Origin of the sequence: Comamonas sp. BIGb0124, assembly GCF_003752175.1 — a bacterium.
Classification (GTDB): domain Bacteria; phylum Pseudomonadota; class Gammaproteobacteria; order Burkholderiales; family Burkholderiaceae_C; genus Comamonas_F.
Map to the genome: position 1 here is coordinate 438,149 of NZ_RJVF01000008.1, position 21,182 is coordinate 459,330.

Annotated in this window: 18 protein-coding genes; 7 read left to right on the forward strand and 11 right to left on the reverse strand. The window is 66.7% G+C overall.

The window, feature by feature from the left end; genetic code table 11:
- Positions 1–40: 40 nt before the first annotated feature.
- The 4 genes from EC845_RS03185 to EC845_RS03200 all read right to left on the reverse strand — a co-directional run bounded on the left by EC845_RS03185 (position 41) and on the right by EC845_RS03200 (position 3,281).
- Positions 41–886: a VOC family protein gene (locus tag EC845_RS03185; RefSeq protein ID WP_123295756.1), complete on the reverse strand. Its 846-nt coding sequence runs from the start codon at positions 884–886 to the stop codon at positions 41–43.
- A gap of 67 nt (positions 887–953) precedes the next feature.
- Positions 954–1,544, reverse strand: a complete 591-nt coding sequence (locus tag EC845_RS03190) for an OsmC family protein (protein WP_123295757.1) — start codon at positions 1,542–1,544, stop codon at positions 954–956.
- A 126-nt stretch (positions 1,545–1,670) separates the two neighbouring features.
- Positions 1,671–2,054, reverse strand: coding sequence for a DUF1090 domain-containing protein (locus EC845_RS03195; RefSeq protein ID WP_158615598.1), 384 nt, complete (start codon positions 2,052–2,054; stop codon positions 1,671–1,673).
- 108 nt (positions 2,055–2,162) lie between these two features.
- On the reverse strand, positions 2,163–3,281 hold the full coding sequence (locus EC845_RS03200) for a mandelate racemase/muconate lactonizing enzyme family protein (RefSeq protein ID WP_123295759.1): 1,119 nt from the start codon (positions 3,279–3,281) through the stop codon (positions 2,163–2,165).
- A 237-nt stretch (positions 3,282–3,518) separates the two neighbouring features.
- Between EC845_RS03200 and EC845_RS03205 the strand changes: the two genes are divergently transcribed.
- Entirely contained in the window at positions 3,519–4,868 is a 1,350-nt protein-coding gene (locus tag EC845_RS03205) for an LLM class flavin-dependent oxidoreductase (protein ID WP_123295760.1), read from the forward strand.
- Positions 4,869–4,965: 97 nt separating this feature from the next.
- Here EC845_RS03205 and EC845_RS03210 read toward each other — a convergent pair whose 3' ends face one another.
- The 7 genes from EC845_RS03210 to EC845_RS03240 all read right to left on the reverse strand — a co-directional run bounded on the left by EC845_RS03210 (position 4,966) and on the right by EC845_RS03240 (position 13,147).
- Positions 4,966–6,621, reverse strand: a complete 1,656-nt coding sequence (locus EC845_RS03210) for a rhodanese-like domain-containing protein (RefSeq protein ID WP_123295761.1) — start codon at positions 6,619–6,621, stop codon at positions 4,966–4,968.
- A 9-nt stretch (positions 6,622–6,630) separates the two neighbouring features.
- A complete protein-coding gene (locus EC845_RS03215) occupies positions 6,631–7,806 on the reverse strand; it encodes an LLM class flavin-dependent oxidoreductase (protein ID WP_123295762.1) in 1,176 nt (391 codons plus the stop codon).
- On the reverse strand, positions 7,803–8,630 hold the full coding sequence (locus tag EC845_RS03220) for a class II aldolase/adducin family protein (protein WP_123295763.1): 828 nt from the start codon (positions 8,628–8,630) through the stop codon (positions 7,803–7,805). Before EC845_RS03220 ends, EC845_RS03215 begins: the two co-directional genes overlap by 4 nt.
- Before the next feature lie 117 nt (positions 8,631–8,747).
- Complete coding sequence (locus EC845_RS03225) at positions 8,748–9,623, reverse strand: ABC transporter permease (protein ID WP_233597917.1); 876 nt, start codon at positions 9,621–9,623, stop codon at positions 8,748–8,750.
- On the reverse strand, positions 9,620–10,606 hold the full coding sequence (locus EC845_RS03230) for an ABC transporter permease (RefSeq protein ID WP_123295764.1): 987 nt from the start codon (positions 10,604–10,606) through the stop codon (positions 9,620–9,622). The genes EC845_RS03225 and EC845_RS03230 overlap by 4 nt, the downstream gene beginning before the upstream one ends.
- A 22-nt stretch (positions 10,607–10,628) precedes the next feature.
- Positions 10,629–11,447 (reverse strand): SDR family NAD(P)-dependent oxidoreductase, encoded by an 819-nt coding sequence (locus tag EC845_RS03235; RefSeq protein WP_123296333.1) that lies wholly within the window; start codon positions 11,445–11,447, stop codon positions 10,629–10,631.
- Between the two features lie 47 nt (positions 11,448–11,494).
- A complete protein-coding gene (locus EC845_RS03240) occupies positions 11,495–13,147 on the reverse strand; it encodes an ABC transporter substrate-binding protein (RefSeq protein WP_233597918.1) in 1,653 nt (550 codons plus the stop codon).
- Positions 13,148–13,553: 406 nt separating this feature from the next.
- Here EC845_RS03240 and EC845_RS03245 point away from each other — a divergent pair, with 406 nt between their 5' ends.
- Genes EC845_RS03245 through EC845_RS03270 form a run of 6 tightly spaced genes read left to right on the forward strand, consistent with a single transcriptional unit; the run spans position 13,554 to position 21,129 of the window.
- Positions 13,554–15,161: an ABC transporter substrate-binding protein gene (locus tag EC845_RS03245; protein WP_123296335.1), complete on the forward strand. Its 1,608-nt coding sequence runs from the start codon at positions 13,554–13,556 to the stop codon at positions 15,159–15,161.
- Positions 15,162–15,168: 7 nt separating this feature from the next.
- Complete coding sequence (locus EC845_RS03250; protein WP_123295765.1) at positions 15,169–16,284, forward strand: LacI family DNA-binding transcriptional regulator; 1,116 nt, start codon at positions 15,169–15,171, stop codon at positions 16,282–16,284.
- A complete protein-coding gene (locus EC845_RS03255; protein WP_123295766.1) occupies positions 16,281–17,921 on the forward strand; it encodes an ABC transporter ATP-binding protein in 1,641 nt (546 codons plus the stop codon). Before EC845_RS03250 ends, EC845_RS03255 begins: the two co-directional genes overlap by 4 nt.
- Before the next feature lie 54 nt (positions 17,922–17,975).
- Positions 17,976–18,986 carry a tripartite tricarboxylate transporter substrate binding protein gene (locus EC845_RS03260; protein WP_123295767.1) on the forward strand — a complete coding sequence of 337 codons (1,011 nt, stop codon included), beginning with the start codon at positions 17,976–17,978 and terminating at the stop codon, positions 18,984–18,986.
- 6 nt (positions 18,987–18,992) lie between these two features.
- A complete protein-coding gene (locus EC845_RS03265) occupies positions 18,993–19,907 on the forward strand; it encodes an SMP-30/gluconolactonase/LRE family protein (RefSeq protein WP_123295768.1) in 915 nt (304 codons plus the stop codon).
- Positions 19,908–19,917: 10 nt separating this feature from the next.
- Positions 19,918–21,129: an acyl-CoA dehydrogenase family protein gene (locus EC845_RS03270; RefSeq protein ID WP_123295769.1), complete on the forward strand. Its 1,212-nt coding sequence runs from the start codon at positions 19,918–19,920 to the stop codon at positions 21,127–21,129.
- Positions 21,130–21,182: the final 53 nt, after the last annotated feature.

The following is a 21,182-nucleotide window of genomic DNA, read 5'->3' on the forward strand; positions in this document are numbered from 1 at the left end:
CTCCAAACCGGGGCGCGTTCTTGTTGGTTCGGGGTCGATCTCAGGGCTCGTACTCGATCACCGCACCGTGCGTCAGCGCCTGCGGCAGTACCGAACCGCCCGGCCACGGAAACTGATCGCGTGATCGCGCGCCTCGCAAGGTAAAGGCCAGCACGCCCTCGCCCCGCTGGCGCAGCAGCGTCGACAGGGCTCGTGCCGATTCGGCCGTGCTGCCGCGATCCGGCTCGATCAGAATCAGCGTCGCCCCCGACTCCGCACCCGGATGCGCCGGCAGACGCAGTTGAGCGACCTGCAGACCCGTCGTGGCGAGGCGCCACGGGGCCGACAGCACGGCCTCTTCGCCCAGCAGGATGCGGTAGCGCGCCAGCGTCCGATTCAGATCCTCGACCACCAGCGTCACGCTGGCCACACCCGTCACGCCGTTGGCGTGCCGGCGGACCTCGCCCTCCTGCACCCGCAGGTGCCGGGGCGTGATGTCGCCGCACAGAAACGGCAGATCGGGCGTGATGTGGCGCGCGGTCTGCCATTGCAGAATCTCGCCGTCGGGGCGGGCCCGGCCACCGTCGTACGGGCCGCCCAGCGCGACATCGCCGGCCTGGGCGCGTGCCACCACGCGGGCCACGTCGTCCGGATGCAGGGCCACATCGACCAGGCCTTCGCCGTGGCCCTTCAGCCACTGCCACCAGCGGTCGTCGTCCAGGCCGGGCGAATGCCAGGCGATCAGCTCCAGGTAGCTGCCGTCCTCGAACACCACCAGGGCGTTGTGGGTCGGCCGGCCGGGATGCCGCCCGCCCTCGAGGACGGTGAAGCCCAGTGCCGTGTAATCGGCAATCGCCCGGGGCAGGTCGGACACGGCGATCACAAGATGGTCAAGCGCAAGCGTCATAGGTCATATCGCATGGATTCGGATGCTGCGTGCGGCCAGGCGCAACACAGGGAGTGGCCGCTCGTTCTCACGCCGCGGCGCGATCGTCGTTGACGGCCTGCGCGGCGGGTCGGGCCGGGGTCACACCGTCCAGCGTGTTGATATGCACCCATTGCGCCCGTATCGTCTGCGGATTCTTCAGCAGGTTGAGGATCGGGCAGACGGCCTCGACGCTTTCGAAAAGCTGCTGGATCTGGGCGGCAGATGCCGGGGAATCGATATGCACGGTGTACGCGATGTCGTGCGGCCAGAACGGCGTGTGCTCGTGCCCCGGTTTGCCGGCGCGCGGGTCCAGGGTGCCCTGAACGTCGACCCGCAGATTGTTCAACGGCACCTGCTGATCGGCCGCCTGGATCAGGAAGATATGCGTCACGCAGGTGCCCAGCACCCCCAGTTGCAGTTCCGGCGAACTCGGACCGAGATCGTAGCCGGCGAAATCGGCCGGACTGTCGCTGATCACGCGGTGATCCCGGATGCGCAGCAGACGGACCCCGCTGCGCCCTTCGGCCGATACGCTCGCCTTCAGTTGCACGGCATCGGCCTGCCCCGATTCGATTCGCTCCTGGCGGGTATGGAAGGCTTTTCGTTTCTGTTCGAGATACGCGTTGAGATCGCTCATGAGGATGGCTTTGAAAACGGACGTCTGATGAAGCAGTCAGTCTGGCAAAGCCCTGCGCCGGCGACAACGCAGTTTTTGTCATCTGTTAGTTGAGGTCGCGCATATCGGAAACCGCCGCGGCGCGAATCAGTGCGGCGCAGCCTTGCGCAGACGGGCCAGTTCGGCCTGCGCCTCGTCCAGCTTTTCCTGGCGCTTGGCCACCTTGGAGGGCTTGCCCTCGCGTCGCTCTTCGTCGAGTTCGCGCTGGCGCTCGGCGACCTTCTTTTCCTGCTGGCGAACGGTGCGTTGATGCTCGGCCTGCAGCTTGGCATCGGTGCAGTTGTCCTGCACCTGCGACAAGGCCCGCTCGAGCCCGCGGACTCGATGGGTCTGGCCGTGTGCCTTGGCGGCGGACAGCTCGGTGCGAATCTCGTCCTGCTTGGCCTTGCACAAAGGACCCGGCTCGGCATGGGCCGTGGCGGAAAGCAGCAGCAGGGCACTGGCGGCCAGCGCGGTTTTGAGGAACTTCATCTCGGTCTCCGTTGACGGGGTGTTCTCGACGATCATAGCGAAAGCTGCAGCACCCGCCCCGCTGCGGCCATGAACAGGCGGCAGCGGCGCGGGTTCGCGCGGCGCAGGTCAGGCCCGGTACGTCAGTCGCCGGACCACGGCTTCATCGACCTCGACCCCCAGCCCCGGGCCGTGCGGCACGGTGACCCAGCCCGCCAGTTGTTCGGCAGGCCGGGACACCAGCTCGTGCTGCACCAGGGACGGCTTGAGCTCGAACAGCCGGGTGTTCGGGGAGGCGAGCGAAAGATGCAGGCTGGCCGCCGTCGTGATCGCCGTGCTCCACGCCTGGGCGCTCACCTTCAGCCTGGCCGCACCGGCGCACCGGTCGATTTCCCGAAAGCCCGTGATCCCTTCGGCCCGCGCCGGGTCGACACACAGCACATCCAGCGTCGCGCTGTCGATCAGGCGCTGGTAGTGGGTGACGGTCCATTCGCGCCCGCCGCCGGCGATGGGCACCGCCACGGCGGCTTTGAGCACCCGATGGTCCTCGAGATGCGCGGGATGGAACGGCTCCTCGATCCAGCCGATGCCTTGGCCCGCCATGCGCCGCACGGTGTCGATGGCGATGTCGGCATCCCAATGCAAGCCGTTGCCCACGTCGACCAGGATCTCCACGTCGGGACCGAGCTCGCGTCGCAGCCCGGCCACCAGCGCAATGCTGCTGTCGGTATCGCGGCCCACGGCCGAGCGGGAGTCCATGCGCAATCCGAGTTTCACGCTGCGAAAACCGGCGGAGACCAGACCCAGTATCTCGTCGATGCAGGCCGACAGGTTTTTGGTGCCGACCTGGCAATTCGCACTGGCCGGCAGACCTTCGTGGAAACGCCCCCAAAGCGCCCACAGCGGCTGATTTTCGAGTTTCCCTCGAATATCCCACAGCGCCATGTCGATCGCACTCAGCGCAAACGAGGCAATGCCGCCTTCGCCATACCACTCGCTGTGCCGGCGCATGCTTTGCCAGCATTTCTCGACGCTCGTTTCGCCGGCCTGCTGAAGAAGGGGCCAGTAACCCTCCTCGATCAGCAGCACGGTGGCTCGACAGGCCTCGGGCCACAGCGCGACGGCTTCTCCCCAGCCAATCACGCCATCGGCGGTTTCCAGACGGACCAGAACGGTCATCCGGGGCTGCTGCAGATCGGATGGGTCCGGATAACGGAGGACATACGTCTGGATGTGAGCGAGTTTCATAGGCGATTTCCGATACTGGCAAGTTTCGACATGATTCGACAAAGTAAGAATATAGTTCGCTTGACAAAGCGTCAAGTTTCAAATAGGAATATCCAATACTGGATGCTTTAAACCTCCGCCGGCTCATATCCTTAGCCGCAAAGCTTTCTTTGCCAGCACACCACACGTTCCTAGGATGGATCGCATACGCGAAACGGCGCCGCGGACTGCGCCGCGTCCTTTCTCCTCGGCACACTCATGTCCCAACGCAAGCTTCGGCTCGGCGCCTTTGTCATGGCGACCGGCCATCACATCGCCGCCTGGCGCCATCCCGGCTCACAGATCGACTCCGGCACCAACCTCGACCACTACATCCAGGTCGCGCAGACCGCCGAACGGGGATTGTTCGACCAGATCTTCCTGGCCGACAGCCCGGGCATCCATCAGCGGCTGGACGACGAATCCATCAGCCGCCAAGGTCGTCTGTCGCACTTCGAACCGGTGACCCTGTGGGCGGCCCTGGCGGCCGTCACGCGCCACATCGGATTTGTCGCCACGGCGTCGACCACCTACGAAGACCCCTACCTGCTGGCTCGCAAGTTCGCCTCGCTCGACCACATCAGCAAGGGCCGTTCGGCGTGGAACGTGGTGACCACGAGCGCCGCCACGGTGCATGGCAACTTCGGCCTGGCCGCCCATCCGGATCCGGCCGTGCGCTACGAACGCGCCCATGAATTCGTCGATGTCGTGAAAGGCCTGTGGGACAGCTGGGACGACGATGCGCTGACACGCGATCGCGATTCCGGCGTCTACTTCGATCCCGCGCGTGTCCATGCCCTCAACCATGTCGGCCGGCACTTCACCGTCAAAGGACCGCTCAACATCGAACGGCCGCCGCAGGGCCATCCGGTGATCGTGCAGGCCGGTTCGTCGGAAGACGGCAAGGAGCTGGCCGCCGCGAGTGCGGAAGCGATCTTCACGGCCTGGACCAGCCTGGAAGAGGCCCAGGCCTTCTATCGCGATGTGAAGGGCCGGCTGGCCAAGTACGGCCGGCGTCCCGAACAACTGCTGGTGCTGCCCGGCATCTCGCCCGTGGTCGGACGCACGCCCGAGGAAGCCCAGGCCAAGTGGGCCGAGTTGCAGGGGCTCATCCATCCCTCGGTGGGGCTCGACACGCTGCGTCCGTTCTGGCCCGAGGCCGACCTGCGCAGTTGGAAGCTCGACGAGCCGCCGCCCTACTTCCCCCTGCCGCCCAAAGGCGTGAGCAGCCGCGCCCATGTGGTCATCGAGCTCGCGCGGCGCGAGCGGTTCACGGTACGCCAGCTCTACGAATACCTGGCCGGGGCCCGTGGCCACTGGGTCGTGGTGGGCACCCCCGAACAGATCGCCGACCAGATGCAGCTCTGGTTCGAAAACGAAGCGGCCGACGGCTTCAACGTGATGCCGCCGGTGCTGCCCGAGTCGCTCGACGACTTCGTCGATCTGGTGATTCCCGAACTGCAGCGCCGCGGGCTGTTCCGCACCGCGTACGAAGGCCGTACGCTGCGCGAGAACCTCGGGCTGGAACGGCCGGCGAGCCGCTACGCTCGCGCCGAAGAAGCCGCCTGAAGATCTGCGGGAAAACGCATCGCGGCGGCTGGCCCGTCGATCGCGCCCGCTCGGTTACGGACGGCAGAGGCCCTCTGCGGGCACCTGCCGGATCGACTCAGGCGGCAGGCGCTTTCTGCAGCACAAAGCCGGCGGCGGCAGGATCGCCGATGGCCCGCGGCAGATCGGCTTCCCAGGCCAGGTAGGCGGCGCTCGACTCGGCATTGCCTTCATGGCGGTCGTGCAGCCAGAACAGAAAGTCGATGCGCTTGAGCTCGCCCACCGCACCCGCACCGGATTCGACCGGCAGACCGGCCTGGCGCCAGGCCTGCAGGCCATCGGCCAGCACGGCCACGGTGCGTTCCTCGTGGCGCAGATCGCGGGCCAGCAGCAGCGCCACGGCCTCGTCCTCGGCGAGGACCACCACCTGCCGTACGCCTTCCAGAGCCGCGCGCAACGCCGGCAGCGCCGAGCGATTGGCCCATACGGCGCCGGCGGGATGTTCACGCAGATAGGCGGCACTGCCCGATGCGTCCAGAAGCAGAGCGCCCTGCTCGACCCACGCGGCAGCCTGGCCGCTGTCGATCCGGGCCACATCGAAGACCGCGTCGGCCCTCTGTGAGCCGAGCGACCCAACCGATGCGGGGCTTTCGGCCTCCTCGCCTTGCAGCACCGATGCGTCCCAGCCCATCTGGCGCAGCCAGTGTGCGGTCAGCACGGCCCGGCCACCGTCCAGATCGGCCAGCACGATGCGGGCTCGGCGCACGACGGCCCACTGATCCAGGCATTGCACCAGTTGCACGCCCTGAACACCGGTGTAACCCGGCAAGGGCGAACGGCGATGCTCTTCAGGGGTTCTCACGTCGAAGAAATAGGTGGTGCGCTCGGCATCGGCGCGCCACCGTGCAGCCGTCTCGCCATCGATCAGCGGAACCCCGAAGTGGGCGGCCACACGGGCCTCGCGCTCGCGGGCCTGCTGCCACGCCTGCGGACTGGCCGTGCGGGGCGCCACGGGGGTGTTTCTCTCCAGTTCTAGGCCGGCCAGCCGCCAGCCCTGCGTGCCGCCCGACAAGGCCCGTACCGGATTGGGCACCCCGGCATTGAGCAGCGTCTGAGCGCCCATCACGCCGCGCGTACGACCTGCGCACGACACGACGACCTGGGTTCGGGGCGACGGAACGAGGTCGGCAAAGTGCAGAACCAGTTCGCTGGACGGGCAACTGATCGCGCCCGGCACATGGAAACGCGCGAACTCTTCGGCCGTGCGGCTGTCGAGCACGACCAGGTCCGCGCCCTCGGCCTGCAGCCGCGCCAGCTCGGCCGATTCGATGTCGGGCGTATGGAAAAACAGCTCCACACACTCGGCAAACGCCTTGCTCGGTACGTTCACGCCCTTGAAGACCGGCTGGCCCGCAGCGAGCCAGGCCGCGATACCGCCTTCGAGGACGCGCACGTCGCCGTAGCCCAGCGCCTGCAGTTTCTCGGCCGCCAGGCGTCCGTCGTCGCTGGAATGGCCGGAGACGACCACCGCCGCATCGCGCCGCGGCACCAGGCGCCCGATCTCGATCTCGAGGCGGCTGTAGGGGATGTTGACGGCCAGCAGGCCGTGCCCTTCGCCGTACTCGCCCGCCTCGCGGATGTCGATCCACGCGAGCTCGCCCGTGCCCTGGACGATCTGCCGAGCCAGCCAGGAGGCCTCGACGGAAGGCACGACCGCCCGCGACAGGGCGGCCGGCGCCGCCGGAGTGGATGGGGATTGGAATGCAGTGGACATCGGCGACCTTCAGGCGTTCGTGGAGCGAGCGACAGGCAGACGCAGTCCCGCCTGTTCGAGCAAAGGCAGGACACGCCGGCCGAAGTACTCGAGTTCCGGTTCGTAGTCGAAAAAGCAGATCTGGATGCCGTCGCAGCCGGTCGCCTTGAGCTTGAGCAACTGGTCGACCACTTGTTCGGGCGTACCGACGATCTGGATGTTGCCGCCCACCGTGCGCTCGTCGCGCTCATGGCCGCGCCAAGATTGGCTGTCGCCGGTGGCATGGGAGTGGAAAAAACCCTCGACGGCGCCGTGATCGGCCTGGTCCAGAATCTCGCGGTAGGCTTGCCACGCCTCGGCTTCGGTGTCGCGGCACAGAATGAGCGGATTGATCAGCGTGCGCACCGAACGCCCCTGTGCAGCGGCACCGTCCTTGACGGCCTGGTTGATCGCCGGCAAGGCTTCCAGCGCGCGGTCGATGCGGGCGCCGGCGGGACTGGTGATGAAGACCAGATCCGCATGCTTGACCGCACTGGCGATGCCCGCCGGCGAACTGGTCGCGCTCACCATCACCGGCCGTCCATGCACGGGCTTGGGCGTGACGAAGGCTTTCTCGAGCGTCCAGCGCTCGCTCTGGTAGCTGACGTTCTCGTCGCTGCCCCACAGCTTGAGCATGATGTCGACGAACTCGTCGGCCAGGGCATAACGTTGCCCGTGCGCGATCTGCTGCTGGCCGAACATCGCCCATTCGTCCTTGCGGAAACCGGTGACCACGTTCAGGCCCCAACGCCCCTTCGAGATGTGATCCAGGGTGGCGCCGAACTTGGCCAGATGCAATGGATGCCAGGGACCATACAGGATGTGGATGGTCGAGATCAGCAGGATGCGGCTCGTGACCGCAGCCAGCGCGCTGGTCGCGATGAACGCATCGAGCGAGGTCTCGCGGTAATTCGTCTCGCCACCGAAACCGCCCTTGGAGAGCCAGTGCGCCGGGCCGAAGACCAGGTCGAAGCCGAGCTCCTCGGCACGGCGCGTCAAGCGGGCGTTGTAGTCGAAACGCCAGTCCGTGCCCCGTGGCAGAGTGGACATGGTCCACCCGCCGTTGTGGATCGGCAGGAACAGCCCCAGCATCAGCGGCTGCTGCCAGGCTTGGCCCAGGGGACTGTCGGGCGGCATGTCGGCGGGAATCATTCGGGTATCGGTCATGCTTTGAAATCGGGTTCCTTGCGATCCAGCAAACGCAGCAAGGCATCGAAATGCAGTTCGTAGGCCGGCTTGGCGGCAGAGGCCTGGCCATCGTGCAAGGCGGTGTTGCCGATCTGGTATTGCACCTTGGCCACCTGCTCCGGGCTCAGGTTCTTGACCGGGCGGCCGGTCCAGAGGGCGTGCAGGTGCACACGCGCATAGCGTTCCAGCGAGTACAGCCTGTCGTAGGCCTGGGCCACGCTGCGGCCGGTCACGAGGATGCCGTGGTTGCCCATGAACAGAATGCTCTTGTTGCCGAGCACCCGCGCCAGGCGTTCGCCTTCGGCCCAATCGCGCGCCAGGCCGTCGTACGAATCGTCGTAGGCGATCTGGTCCAGCAGCAGGGCCTCGGTCTGCCCGAGGGGTTGCAGCCGCTGGTCTTCGAGACGCACCAGCGCGCTGGCGTAGGGCATGTGGGTGTGCAGAACGGCGGCGTGCGCAGGGCTCGAGGCATGGATAGGCGCGTGGATGCTGTAGGCCGAGCGCTGCAGGATGCCCTCGCCGTCGAGCACGCGGCCGTCATGATGGACGGTCAGCAGTTCGCTGGCCTTCACCTCGCTCCAGTGCAATCCGAACGGCGGCACGTGAAACCGATCGTCCGCACCCGGCACCGCCACCGTGAAGTGGTTGTAGATGCCTTCCGTCAAGTCGTGCCACACCGCCAGGCGATGCGCAGCAGCCAGATGGCGCCGGGCGGTTGCACGAGAGGCTTCGAGGGCGGTGTCGGCGGCGGGGGCGCCGGCGCTGTCTTTCGGTTCGGCGGCCAGGGCGGTGGAATGGGTCATGAGGATGGATCCTGAAATGTGGGGAGCTGGATAGGGAAAGCCGAAAAAAATGCCGTCGCGCGGGTGCCGGGGCTGCAGGCATGGCCAGGCATGCGCAGCCGTCCGGCATGGGCGCGATCAGGTGGGCTTGGCCGAGCGCGGGTTGAGCTTGTCGTTCAATCCGTTGCCCAGCAACATGAAACTGATCACGGTCACGAAGATGGCGAGGCCAGGCAAGGCGGTCATGTACCAGGCCGTGCGCAAGGTGGAGCGGCCGACGCCGACCATGCTGCCCCACGAGATGACATTGGGGTCGCCCAGCCCCAGGAACGACAGCGAAGCCTCGGTCAGGATGGCCTGGGCCATCAGCACCGAAGCCGCCACCACCACCGGCGCGATGCTGTTGGGCAGCACATGTGCAGCGATGATCCTGCCATGGCCGAGCCCGAGCGTCACGGCCGCTTTCACATACTCGGCATGCCGGACACGCATCGCTTCGGCGCGCACCAGCCGGGCGATCTGCGGCCACGAGGTCACGCCGATCGCGAACACGATGCTGCCCAGCGAGGGCGTGAGGATCACCACCAGCACGATGGCGAACAGAAAGCTGGGCAGGGTCTGGAACATCTCGGTGACCCGCATGGCCACATCGTCCACCCAGCCGCCGAAGTAGCCCGCGCACAGCCCGACGACGATGCCGATGAATACCGAAAGCAGTGCCGCGAACAGGCCCACCATCAGCGACACGCGCGCCGCGTGCACCACCCCTGCGGCCATGTCGCGGCCCATCATGTCGGTGCCGAGAAAATGACCGGGCGCGCCGGGCCACAGATTGGGCCGGCCCACGATGTCCAGGGGATCGCCGGGGTACAGCTGCTGGGCCAGCACGGCCAGGGCCACCACGGTCAGCAGGATCAGACCGCCGACGGCCAGCGGCCGGGACGTGAGTTTGGGCAACGCGAGTTTCGGCAACGCGAGTGTTGGAAAACGGACCAGGCCGTGCAGTCGATTCACGAATTTCTCCCGATAACCCGCGGATCGAGAACGGCATAAAGCAGATCGACCAGCAGATTCATCACCACCACGAGCAGCGAGCTGAACAGAAAGATGCCCAGCAGCAGATTGACGTCGCGCTGGAACACGGCGTCGAACGCCAGCCGGCCCAGGCCCGGCCACGAATAGACGGTCTCCACCACGATGGAGCCGCCCAGCAACGAGCCCAGCTGCAGGCCGGTGATGGTGACCACCGGCAGCAGCGCATTGCGCAGCACATGGCGCACCGAGACACGCAGCTCGCTCAGCCCCTTGGCCCGCGCCGTGCGCACAAAATCGAGCCCGTAGACTTCCAGCATCGCCGCCCGCGTGATGCGCACGTAGATGGAAAGGTAGAACAGGCTCAGCGTCAGCGCGGGCAGGGTCAGGTGCCACAGCAGATCGGCCACGGTCGACCAGAAACCGTCCTGCGTGACGCCGATGGTCAACATGCCCGAGGCCGGGAACCAGCGCAGATGAACGGAGAACAGCACGATCAGCATCAGCCCGACCCAGAACACGGGCGTCGCAAAGCCGATGGTCGAGAAGGTGGAAATCGACTCGTCGGCCCAACTGCCCCGCCAACGCGCCGAGATCACGCCCAGAATCACGCCCAGCAGTGCCGCCATCACGATGCTCGCCAGCATGAGCAGCAGGGTCGGGCCGACCCGTTCCAGGATGAGATCCGCGACGGGCATGCCGTGGCGGAAGGAAAAGCCGAGATCGAACTGCGCCAGATTCTTCAGGTAGTTGCCGAAGATCACCCAGCCCGACTGATCCAGATTGAACTGGCGCCGCAGTTCATCCATGTATTCGGGCGTCGCCGAGCCCGATTCGCCGGCGATCACATCGACCAGGTCGCCCGGTGCCAGGCGCATGAGCAGATAGGTCATGAGCACGATCACCATGACGACGGGAATCAGTTGCAGCAGGCGCCGGGCGATGTAGCTGGGCAAAGAGGACATGTTCAGACCGCAGGGAAAAACATCAGATCAGCGGGCCGTTGCCGCCATCGACGGGCACGACGGCGCCGACCACGTAGCTCGAGCGCGGCCCCGCCAGAAACAGCACGACTTCCGCCACTTCGTCGGGATCGGCATAACGGCCCAGCGGAACGCGCGCCTGTCCTTGTTCGAGCGCCTGCTGTTCGCTGATGCCCAGACGCGCCGCATCCAGGCCGATCGCCTGCTGGACCCGCTCGGTGAGGGTGAAGCCCGGATTCACGGCGTTGATGCGTATGCCGTAGCGCGCATAGTGCGCCGCCAGCCCGACCGTGCTGAGCATGAGCGCCGCATTGGCGGAGCCCCCTGCCAGATGGGTGCTGGTGGGCTGCTTGCCCCCGACGCCGATGATGTTGACGATGGTGCCGGTATCCGGCTGCCGCGCCACGCCTTCGAGCCGGCGGGCACGGGCTCGCAGGCGTGCCAGCACGGCATGCTGCACATGGATGTACGGAAAGAACTTGGCGTCGAGAGCCTCGCGCCAGCGCACGGGATCGAGATCCTCGGGCTCGTGCCGGCGCGCCGCACCGGCGCTGTTGACCAGGATGTCGATCGGACCGAGCCCGGCCTCGACCTCTGCCACGGCGCGCTCGGCCTGCGCCGCATCGCCGAGATCGGCCTGCACGGGCAGCACCGTCACGCCCTGCCCGGCCAGCACCTGCCGGGCCTGCTCCAGGTTGCCGGCATGACGCGACAGGATGGCCACCTTCGCGCCGTTGAGGGCCAGCGTCCGGGCCACGGCCAGGCCGATGCCTTTGCTGCCGCCGCTGACCAGCGCGACCTTGCCTTCGAGTTCCAGAGCCATGATGTCTTGTTCCCTTGAATCGATGAATGTCGAAAAGTCGCTGCCGCTCAGGGCTGCAGCCACACGTCCTTGAGCGAGGCCAACGCGCTGTCGGGTGCCTGGCTCAGACCACGCACTTTCTTGCTCATGACCGTGAAGTTCCGTTGCTCGAACAGCGGCAGCACCGGCAGATCGGCCTGGGCCAGGCGCTGGAACTCATGGAACAGCCGCGTACGGCGCGCCGGGTCGGCTTCCACGCGTATGGCCTGGATCACGCGGTCGGTCTCGGCGCTGCTGTAGCCCGAGGCATTGGTCCATGGCACGCCCTTGGCCTGCGACTGCGACCAGTAGTGCCGGAACCCGCCCACTTCGGGGTCCATCGTCGGCACCCAGCGGCCGCTGTTGAGGTCGAAGGCATACTCGCCGTAAACCGCCTTCAGGTGCCCCGCCAGATCGCGGTTGTGCACCTTCACGTCGATGCCCACGCGCTTGAGCGACTGGCGGATGTACTCGGCGTTGTTCTTGAAGGTCTCGTTGAAGTTCTGGTATTCCTGGTTCAGCACAAAACGCACGCCGTCGGCATTGCGTTTGTAGCCGGCCTCGTCCAGCAGCTTCTCGGCGCGGGCCGGATCGAAGGCGTACTGCGGCACGCCCTCGGCAGTGTAGACGCTCTTGAGCGACGACGGCACCGGTCCGGTCGCAGGCTTGCCCAGTCCGTACCACACCACATCGACCAGTTCCTGGCGGTTGATGGCATGGGCGATGGCCTGCCGGACGCGCAGGTCCTTCAGCACGGGATTGCGCAGGTTGTACTCCATGAACACATAGGCCGACTGCCAGTCGTAGCCGCTGGTGCTGACCACCAGTTCGGGATTGTCGCGCAGGCGCTGCACGTCGGCCAGAGGCACCGGATCGAACGGTGCGTATTGCACGTCCCCCGTCTCCAGCGCGGCGGCGCGCGAGGCCGCATCGGGAATGATGCGGAAGATCACCTGATCCACGTACGGCTTGCCGCTGTCCCAGTAATCGGGGTTGCGTTCGAGCGCGATGTACTGGCCCTTGCGCCATTCCTTGAACTTGAAAGGCCCCGTGCCGACCGGCTTGATGTTGTACGGATTGGTCTGGATGTCCGTGCCCTCGTACAGGTGACGCGGCAGGATCTGGCCTTCGTTGGCATTGAGCGAACTGAAGATGACCAGCGAGGGATGCTTCAGGTGGAAGACCACGGTGTGGGCGTCCGGCGTATCGACCGAAGACACGGCCGCGAAGGTGTTGCGGCCGCGCGGATGCGTTTTCTGCCAGATCTGCTGGACGCTGAACTTCACATCGGCCGAGGTGAAGTCCACCCCGTCGTGCCACTTCACGCCTTTTCGCAGGTGGAAGGTGACGGTCTTGCCGTCGGGCGAGATGTCCCAGCGCGTGGCCAGCGCCGGCTGGGGCCGCTGCGACGCATCGAACGACACCAGGCCTTCGTACACATTGGTCGAGACCACGCCGATGGGAAAGCTGTTGTTGAAGGCGGTCGTGAGCACGGGCGGCTCGGGTTGCACCAGCGCCTGCAGTTGACCGCCGCGGCGCGGCTTCTCGCCCGCTGCATCCTGCGCCCAGGCAGGGCCGCCGATCAGGGCGGCCGCCAAGGGCACGGCCAGCATCGCCAGCGTGCCGGCCTTTGCGCCCATCCGAGCACGCGCTCGAATGCGGTCGATCAGAAATTCAGACATGGGAGCGCCCTCCAGCGCGGTGTGTTGCGAAGCGGAGCCATGCAGGCCTGCAGCCATGCACAGCGGGTAACAGAAGAAAGCGAAGGGCAAGAATATCGTTTCATCGCCAGACAGACAAAGTCGATTAACGCGCGTGCTTATGCACAAAACAGCGGGTACGCGCGCAGTCCGCTGGGCGCCTGCATCAGCGGGCACACCGACCTCGCTCATCGCCGTCGGCACGGCACGGCACCGCGGCGCACAGGGAAAACCGCTTCGACCGGCCCTGCAACAGGCTCCGCATATCGACATGCCGTTTTTTCAGTGGCCGCAAAACGTCGCTGCCGCCAACATATGAAACGTATCAACTCACCTCAGCCCCTCGGGCATGGGCCGCCGCACGCGGTTCGAAGGGCACACGTTCATCATGAAGATCTTTTTTCGACTCGCGGCACTGCAGGGAGCCGTCACGGGCCTGGCGCTGCTGGGCGCATCGAGCTGGGCCCAGCCCGGCGCCGTCACCCCGGTACGCGGCGGCACGCTGCACGCCATCGTGCAGCCCGAGCCGACGGTGCTGACCAGCACGGTCAACAACGGTTATCCCAATGGCGTCGTATCGGCCAATGTGTACGATGGCCTGCTCACCTACGACGAGGCGCTGAACCCCCAGCCGGGCCTGGCCGAGCGCTGGGAGGTCTCACCGGACGGCCTGCGCCTGACCTTCCATCTGCGCCGGGGCGTGAAGTGGCACGACGGGGTGGACTTCACTTCGGCCGATGTGCAGTACAACGTCATGGAGGTCTGGAAAAAGGTGCATTCGCGCGGCCGCATCACCTTCGCCCCTGTCGAATCGGTCGAGACGCCCGACAAGTACACCGCCGTGCTCAAGCTGGCCCACCCCTCGCTGGTCATCCTGAGCGCCCTCAATGCCGTCGAGTCGCAACTGCTGCCCCGCCACCTGTACGAGGGCACGGACATCTACAAGAATCCGCACAACCTGGCGCCGGTCGGGACCGGTCCGTTCAAGTTCAAGGAATGGCGCAAGGGTCAGTACATCGCCCTCGAACGCAACCCCGATTATTGGGACAGCGGCAAGCCCCGGCTCGACCGGGTGATTTTCCGCATCGTTCCCGATGCAGCCTCGCGTGCCGCCGCACTCGAGACCGGCGACGTGCAGTATGCGCCGTTCGACGCCGTGCCGCAGGCCGACGTGCAGCGCTTGCGCGACAACCCCGAGCTGGTGGTCAGCACCAAGGGTTACGACTGGCAATCGCAGTACGTGTTCCTGGAGTTCAACCTGCGCAACCCCATCCTGGCCAAGCGCGAAGTGCGGCAGGCCTTTGCGCATGCCATCGATACCCGCGCGCTGGTCGACACCATCTGGTATGGACTGGGCAAGCCGGCCACGGGCCCGGTGCCCTCCACCCTGCGCCAGTTCTATACGCAAGATGGCGTTCCGACCTACCGCTTCGACCGCGCCCAGGCCGAGAGACTGCTGGATGCCGCAGGCTACCCGCGCAAGGCGGACGGCGTCCGGTTCTCCATCTTCCAGGACTACCAGCCCTTCAACGAGGCCTTCAAGTTCCAGGCCGAGTACCTTCGCCAAAGCCTGAAAGCCGTGGGCGTCGACGTCAAGGTACGCAACCAGGACCTGGCGGGCTTCGTCAAACGGGTCTACACGGATTACGACTTCGACATCAACACCGGCCAATGGTCGCCCTACCTGGATCCGCAGATCGGCGTGATCCGGCAGTACTGGAGCAAGGGCATCTCAGCGGGCGTGCCGTGGACCAACGCATCGGGCTACTCCAACCCCGAGCTCGACAAGCTGATCGAGGCGGCCCAGGTCGAAGGCCAGGCCGGCAAGCGGGTCAAGCTGTTCCATGAGTTCCAGCGCGTGGTGCAGAAAGACCTGCCGGTGCTGCCGCTGTTCGAGATCCATCACTTCACGGTCTACAGCAAGAAGCTGCATGGCGTGAGCCGGGCGCCCGACGGCGGCTTCGCCTCGCTCAAGGACGCCTGGCTGCAGCCTTGAGTGCAACGTGACGTTCAAGACTTCCTCACTCGCCGCGCGAGAGACCGGCGCGCGGCCCACTGCCCGCGATGTGGCGGCCCTGGCCGGCGTATCCGTCGGCACGGTCTCCCGTGTGGTCAATGGCGCAGCAACCGTCAACGCCCAGGTCCGCGACCGTGTGACCAGCGCGATCGCCACGCTGGGCTGGCGTCCCAGCATCGTGGCGCAGAACATGCGGGGGCGCGCCACCCGCATGATCGGCTTCATTTTTCCCGACCTCGACAACCCGCTGTTCTCGTCGATGATCAAGGGTGCCGAGGATGTGCTCACGCGGGCCGGTTACATGCTGATCGTCGGCAGCAGCAACGGCCAGTCCGAGCGCGAGATGGCGCTCATCGACCTGTTCGGCCAACGCCAGGCCGACGGATTGATTTTCACCATCGAGCAGGAATCGCACCCGGCCGTCCAGAAGTGCATGGCCCAGGCGCGTTTCCCCATCGTGATGCTGGAACGCGACGGCACCCCTGCGGCCACCGTCTCGGCGGGTGCCGATCATTTCCAGGGCACCCTGCAGGCCACCCGGCACCTCATCGAGCTGGGTCACCGGCGCATCGCACTGGTCAGCGGCGGCCGTGACAACCGCGTCGGCCGCGCCCGGCTGGCCGGTTTCCGCCAGGCCCACGAGCAAGCCGGCATCGCCGTCGACGACACGCTGGTGCAGATCGACAGCGGCACGGCCGGAAACGACTGGGGCCTGCGCAAGACGCAGTGGCTGCTGGCCCAGGCCGACGCACCCACCGCGGTCATGGCGCTGGGACGCCATCTGCTCAAAGGCGTGCTGGTCGCCTGCAAACGCCAGAACATCCGCATTCCGCAGGATCTGTCGGTGGTGACCTCGAACGACAGCGACCTGGCGGAGCTGGCCGAACCGGCGATCAGCGTGATCCGCTACTCGACCTACGACCTCGGGCGCGCCGCCGCCGAACTGCTGCTCGACCAACTGGCGGCGGCGGACCCGGCCAGCGCGCCCTCCCGGACCGAGATCCCGACCGAGTTCGTGCTGCGCGCCTCGTGTGCCGCACCGCCGGTCCATGCACGCGCAGGCGCACCCGACCGCCTCGCGACAAACACAAGCCCACGATGACCGACCTTCACACAGCCGCACCGCCCTTGCTCGATGTCCGGGATCTGCGCATCTCGTTCAGCGGCACCCCGGTGGTCCACGATATTTCCTTTTCCATCGCGCCCGGCGAAAAGCTCGCGCTGGTGGGCGAATCGGGCTCGGGCAAGAGCGTCGGGGCGATGAGCCTGCTGGGCCTGGTGCCAGGCGCCGCCGTGAGCGGACAGGCCGGCTTTGCAGGTCAGGATCTGCTGTCGCTGCCGCCGCATGCCCTTCAGGCCCTGCGCGGCCGCGACATCTCGGTGATCTTCCAGGAGCCGATGACCGCGCTCAACCCCGTCCACACGATCGGGCAACAGATCGCCGAGGTGTTCCAGGTCAAGCTGGGACTGGATCGTCGCACCGCCTGGGCCCGCGCGGTCGAGCGGCTGGCGGCCACCGGGATTCCCGAGCCGGCACGCCGGGCCAAGTCGTACCCGCACCAGCTTTCGGGTGGCCAACGCCAGCGCGCCATGATCGCCATGGCGCTCGCCAGCGAGCCCCGGCTGCTGATTGCCGACGAGCCGACCACCGCGCTCGACGCCACGCTGAGGCTGCAGATCCTCGATCTGCTGGCCGAACTGCAGCGCAAGAACGGCATGTCGGTCCTGCTGATCAGCCATGACCTGAATCTGGTGCGGCGCTTCGCGGACCGCGTGGCCGTCATGGAAAAAGGCCACCTCGTCGAACAGGGCGACACCGCCACGATCTTCGCCTCGCCCCGGCACCCCTACACCCGCAAGCTGATCAACAGCAAGCCCGTTCGCAACGTCGTCGAAACCGATGCCCCGGAAACCGTGGCGCAGGCCCGGCAACGCGTCGTCCGCCTGCGGGCCGGGCACCTGCGGGTCGGCTACCGCGTCAGCGGCCCCGGCTTGCGCGGACTGCTCTCGCGGCACGAGTTCGTCGCGGTGAAGGATGCCAGCTTCGAAGTCGCCGCAGGGCAGACGCTGGGCATCATCGGCGAATCCGGCTCGGGCAAGTCCACGCTGGCCCACGCCGTGCTCGGGCTGCTGCGCCATCAGGGCCGCCTGAGCATCAACGACAGGACTTGGGACGACGCCCGCCGTGCCCCGCCCGCCGCGCGCAAGGCGCAACGGCGCACCGTGCAGGCGGTGTTCCAGGATCCCTACTCGTCGCTGTCGCCCCGCATGAGCGTGGCCCAACTGGTGGGCGAAGGCCTGCGCTTCCACGAGCCGGGACTGAGCGCGCAAAACCAGCGCCAGCGCATCGTCGAGGTGCTCGAAGACGTCGGGCTGCACGAATCGCAGTTTCCGCAACTGCTCGACCGCAAGCCGCATGAGTTCTCGGGCGGACAGCGCCAGCGGCTGGCCATTGCCCGCGCATTGATCGTGCAACCCGAGGTGCTGGTGCTCGACGAGCCGACCAGCGCACTCGACGTCACGATCCAGAAACAGATCCTGGCCCTGCTCCAGAAACTGCAGAAAGAGCACGGCCTGAGCTATGTGCTGATCACCCACGACATGGATGTGGTGCGGGCCATGGCCCACCACGCCATCGTGATGAAGGACGGCGACATCGTCGAGGCAGGCGACGCCCGCACGCTCTTCGCCTCGCCGTCCCATCCCTACACCCAACGTCTGCTCGAGGCCGCGGGTTGACTCCCTGAACATTCGAGACCGGGCCGACGCCCGCTTCACTTGCCTTTTCTTTCCATGACTCAGATCCCTACCCTGAAACGCCGCACCCTGCTCGGCGGCCTCGCAGCGCCTCTGCTCGCCACGCTGCCGCATGCGGCCCTGGCAGCCGGCGAAGCCTACCCCTCGCAACGTCTGCGCATCGTCGTGCCGCACCCCGCTGGCGGCGGCATGGACGTCGTCATCCGCAAGCTTGCGGAAATCGTCTCGCGCCAGATCGGCCAAACCATCATCGTCGACAACGTGCCCGGGGCTTCCGGCAACATCGGCACGGCCCAGGTCACCCGCGCCAAGGCGGACGGCTACACCCTGCTGGCCATCAACCCCACCTACTCCTACGTCAGGCAGCTGTTCAAGAATCTGCCCTGGACGCCCGAGCAGGAGGTACTGCCCGTGACCACCGTGCTGCGCACACCCGATGTGGTGGTGGTTGCCGGCAACTCGCCCTACAAGACGCTTCAGGACCTGCTGGCCGATGCGCGCAAGAATCCGGAGAACCTGACCTACGGCACGGGCGGCGTCGGCAGTCCGCCCCATCTGGCCGGCGAAGCCTTCCAGCAGGCCGCCGGCATCCGGCTGACCCACGTCCCCTACAAGGGCGCCAACGAAGTGGTCATGGCCATCCTCTCGGGCACGGTGACGCTGATGGTCTCGGGAACCCCCTCCTTCACCGGCTACCTGCAGAGCGGTGCCCTGCGGGCACTGGCCATCGCCTCGCGTGACGGACAGCGCTCGCCGGTGTTCCCCGACATCCCCACCTACACCGAGGCCGGACTGCCCGCGCTCGATGCACCGACCAGTTGGACCTGGACCGGCATCGCCGTGCCGCGCGGCACGCCCCAGCAGGCCGTGGTCTTCCTCGAACAGGCCTTCCGCCGCGCACAGCAATCGCCCGAGTACCAGGCCTACCTGGTTTCGCAGGCTTCGCTGCCGGGCGGCATCAGCTCGGGTGAGTTGATCGCGCAGACGCAGGGCGAGCAGGCCTATTGGCAGCGCGTCACCCAGAAAGCCGGCATCGAACCCCTTTGATCCGCCATGAGTTTCTTTGCCCCGCCTCCTCAGCTCGCCGCCCGCGTCCACACCCGCCTGCCGGACGCGTACAGAACCCCGCGCCAGAACGAATGGACCCGCGTCAACGCCCAGGGCCGCGCCATCCACTCGCTGCTGGAGGGTCCTGCGTTCGATGCGCAGGGCCATCTGTACGTGGTCGATGTCCCCTTCGGCCGCGTGTTTCGCATCGATCCGGCAGGGCAATGGACTCTCGTCACCGAATACGACGGCTGGCCCAACGGCCTGAAAGTCCGGGCCGACGGCAGCCTGCTGATCACCGACTACAAGCGTGGCCTGCTGTCTGTGGACCCGGCCAGCGGCCAGGTCCAGCCGCTGTTCGAACGCTATCTGTCCGAAGGCTTCAAAGGCCTGAACGACCTGTACCTGACGCGCAGCGGCGACGTCTACTTCACCGACCAGGGCCAGTCCGGGCTGCAGGACCCGACAGGCCGCGTCTACCGGCTCTCGGCCCAGGGCACGCTGACGCTGTTCGCACAGGGCATCCCCAGTCCCAACGGCCTGGTGGTCGACGAGGAACGCCAACTGCTGTATGTGGCCGTGACCCGCGCCCAGCAGATCTGGCGTTATCCGCTGCACGACAACGGCCAGACCAGCAAGGTCGGCGTCTTCGCCAACCTGCATGGCGGCCCGGGCGGGCCTGACGGCATCACGCTGGATGCCGACGGCGGCCTGCTGGTCGCCCACGCCGGCTTCGGCGCGGTATGGCATTTCGACCGCTGGGCCCAGCCGCAATTGCGGATCGACAGTCCGGCCGGCCGCATCGTCACCAACCTGGCCTGGTCGAAGGCCGAGCCGGGTGCGCTCTTCATCACCGAGGCCGAAGACGCCTGCATTCTGCGGGCCGACCTGCCAGCCCCACTCACCCGCCACGCACCCTAATCACAACGCCATGACCCGCCCTCCCGACCACCCCGCTTCCGAGCCGACTTCACCCGTCACGGCCGGCTCCGAGCGCCTGCGCGCGCTGATCGACCGCATTGCTCAGGGCGCGTCGCAGCGCGACCTCGAGCGCATCCATCCGCACGAACAGATCGCAGCCCTCCGGGCCGAAAAGCTCGGCGCACTGAGACTGCGCACGACCGATGGCGGCGGCGGCGCCACGCTGCGCGAGCTCTTTGCAACCGTGATCGCCCTGGGAGCCGCAGACTCCAATGTCGCCCACATCCTGCGCAATCACTTCGTGTTCATCGAACGCATCGCGCGCACGCCACGCACCGCCGAGCATGTGCAATGGCAGCGGCTGGCCGCGCAAGGCCTCGTCTTCGGTCTCGCCAACACCGACGCACCAAGGTCGCCTCGACCGTCGGTGTTGCGCAAGGCGGGTCCCTCGTACGTACTGGACGGCATCAAGCACTACAGCACAGGCTGTCTGTATGCCGATCACATCGTCGTGCGGACGGTCGACGAGGAGCGCCGTTCGCTCACCGTCATCGTTCCCGCGGACCGCGCCGGCATCACCCGTGTGGACGACTGGGACGGCGCCGGCCAGCGCCTCACGGGCACCGGCACCACCGTCTTCGAATCCGTGGCCGTCGCGCCCCATGAGTTCATCCTCGACGAACCGGGCCAGGCCTACAGCCGGCCGCACGAAAGCACCCTGGCCCAGTTGTTCCTGACCGCCATCAACGCCGGCATCATCCGGGCCGTGCTGGCCGACACGGTCCAGCTCGTCCAGGGCCGCGGCCGCAACTTCTACCACGGCGCAGGCGACCGGCCGGCAGACGATTCACTGATCCAGCAGGTTGCCGGCAATCTGTCGAGTGCAGCCTTTGCCGCCGAATGCGTGGTGCTGGCCGCTGCCGACGTGCAGGACCGCATCGGCGCCGCACGCGAACAGGGTCTGCCCAGCGAGGATCTGCTGCGCGAAGGTGCCCTGCTGGCCGCCAAGGCCAAGGTCATCGTGGACGACCTGGCCATCCGTTCGGCCTCGTCCATCTACGATGCGGGCGGCGCCTCTTCCACCATCCGGTCGACCAATCTCGATCGCCACTGGCGCAACGCCCGTACGCTGGCGTCGCACAATCCCACGGCCTACAAGGCCCGCAGCATCGGTCAACTGGAAATCAACGGCACCCCGCTGCCCACCGGCAGCTTCTTCTGAGACTCCGCCCACGGCCGACGCAGCGGACGGTCATGCGACCTACCGCCCGGCCC

Bases quoted from the DNA above. Each gene is read 5' to 3' on its own strand.
- EC845_RS03185 (WP_123295756.1), bottom strand. From the start codon at position 886: ATGACGCTTGCGCTTGACCATCTTGTGATCGCCGTGTCCGACCTGCCC.
- EC845_RS03240 (WP_233597918.1), bottom strand. From the start codon at position 13,147: ATGTCTGAATTTCTGATCGACCGCATTCGAGCGCGTGCTCGGATGGGC.
- EC845_RS03210 (WP_123295761.1), bottom strand. From the start codon at position 6,621: ATGTCCACTGCATTCCAATCCCCATCCACTCCGGCGGCGCCGGCCGCC.
- EC845_RS03190 (WP_123295757.1), bottom strand. From the start codon at position 1,544: ATGAGCGATCTCAACGCGTATCTCGAACAGAAACGAAAAGCCTTCCAT.
- EC845_RS03230 (WP_123295764.1), bottom strand. From the start codon at position 10,606: ATGTCCTCTTTGCCCAGCTACATCGCCCGGCGCCTGCTGCAACTGATT.
- EC845_RS03220 (WP_123295763.1), bottom strand. From the start codon at position 8,630: ATGACCCATTCCACCGCCCTGGCCGCCGAACCGAAAGACAGCGCCGGC.
- EC845_RS03235 (WP_123296333.1), bottom strand. From the start codon at position 11,447: ATGGCTCTGGAACTCGAAGGCAAGGTCGCGCTGGTCAGCGGCGGCAGC.
- EC845_RS03245 (WP_123296335.1), top strand. From the start codon at position 13,554: ATGAAGATCTTTTTTCGACTCGCGGCACTGCAGGGAGCCGTCACGGGC.
- EC845_RS03260 (WP_123295767.1), top strand. From the start codon at position 17,976: ATGACTCAGATCCCTACCCTGAAACGCCGCACCCTGCTCGGCGGCCTC.
- EC845_RS03270 (WP_123295769.1), top strand. From the start codon at position 19,918: ATGACCCGCCCTCCCGACCACCCCGCTTCCGAGCCGACTTCACCCGTC.
- EC845_RS03195 (WP_158615598.1), bottom strand. From the start codon at position 2,054: ATGAAGTTCCTCAAAACCGCGCTGGCCGCCAGTGCCCTGCTGCTGCTT.
- EC845_RS03205 (WP_123295760.1), top strand. From the start codon at position 3,519: ATGTCCCAACGCAAGCTTCGGCTCGGCGCCTTTGTCATGGCGACCGGC.
- EC845_RS03265 (WP_123295768.1), top strand. From the start codon at position 18,993: ATGAGTTTCTTTGCCCCGCCTCCTCAGCTCGCCGCCCGCGTCCACACC.
- EC845_RS03255 (WP_123295766.1), top strand. From the start codon at position 16,281: ATGACCGACCTTCACACAGCCGCACCGCCCTTGCTCGATGTCCGGGAT.
- EC845_RS03200 (WP_123295759.1), bottom strand. From the start codon at position 3,281: ATGAAACTCGCTCACATCCAGACGTATGTCCTCCGTTATCCGGACCCA.
- EC845_RS03215 (WP_123295762.1), bottom strand. From the start codon at position 7,806: ATGACCGATACCCGAATGATTCCCGCCGACATGCCGCCCGACAGTCCC.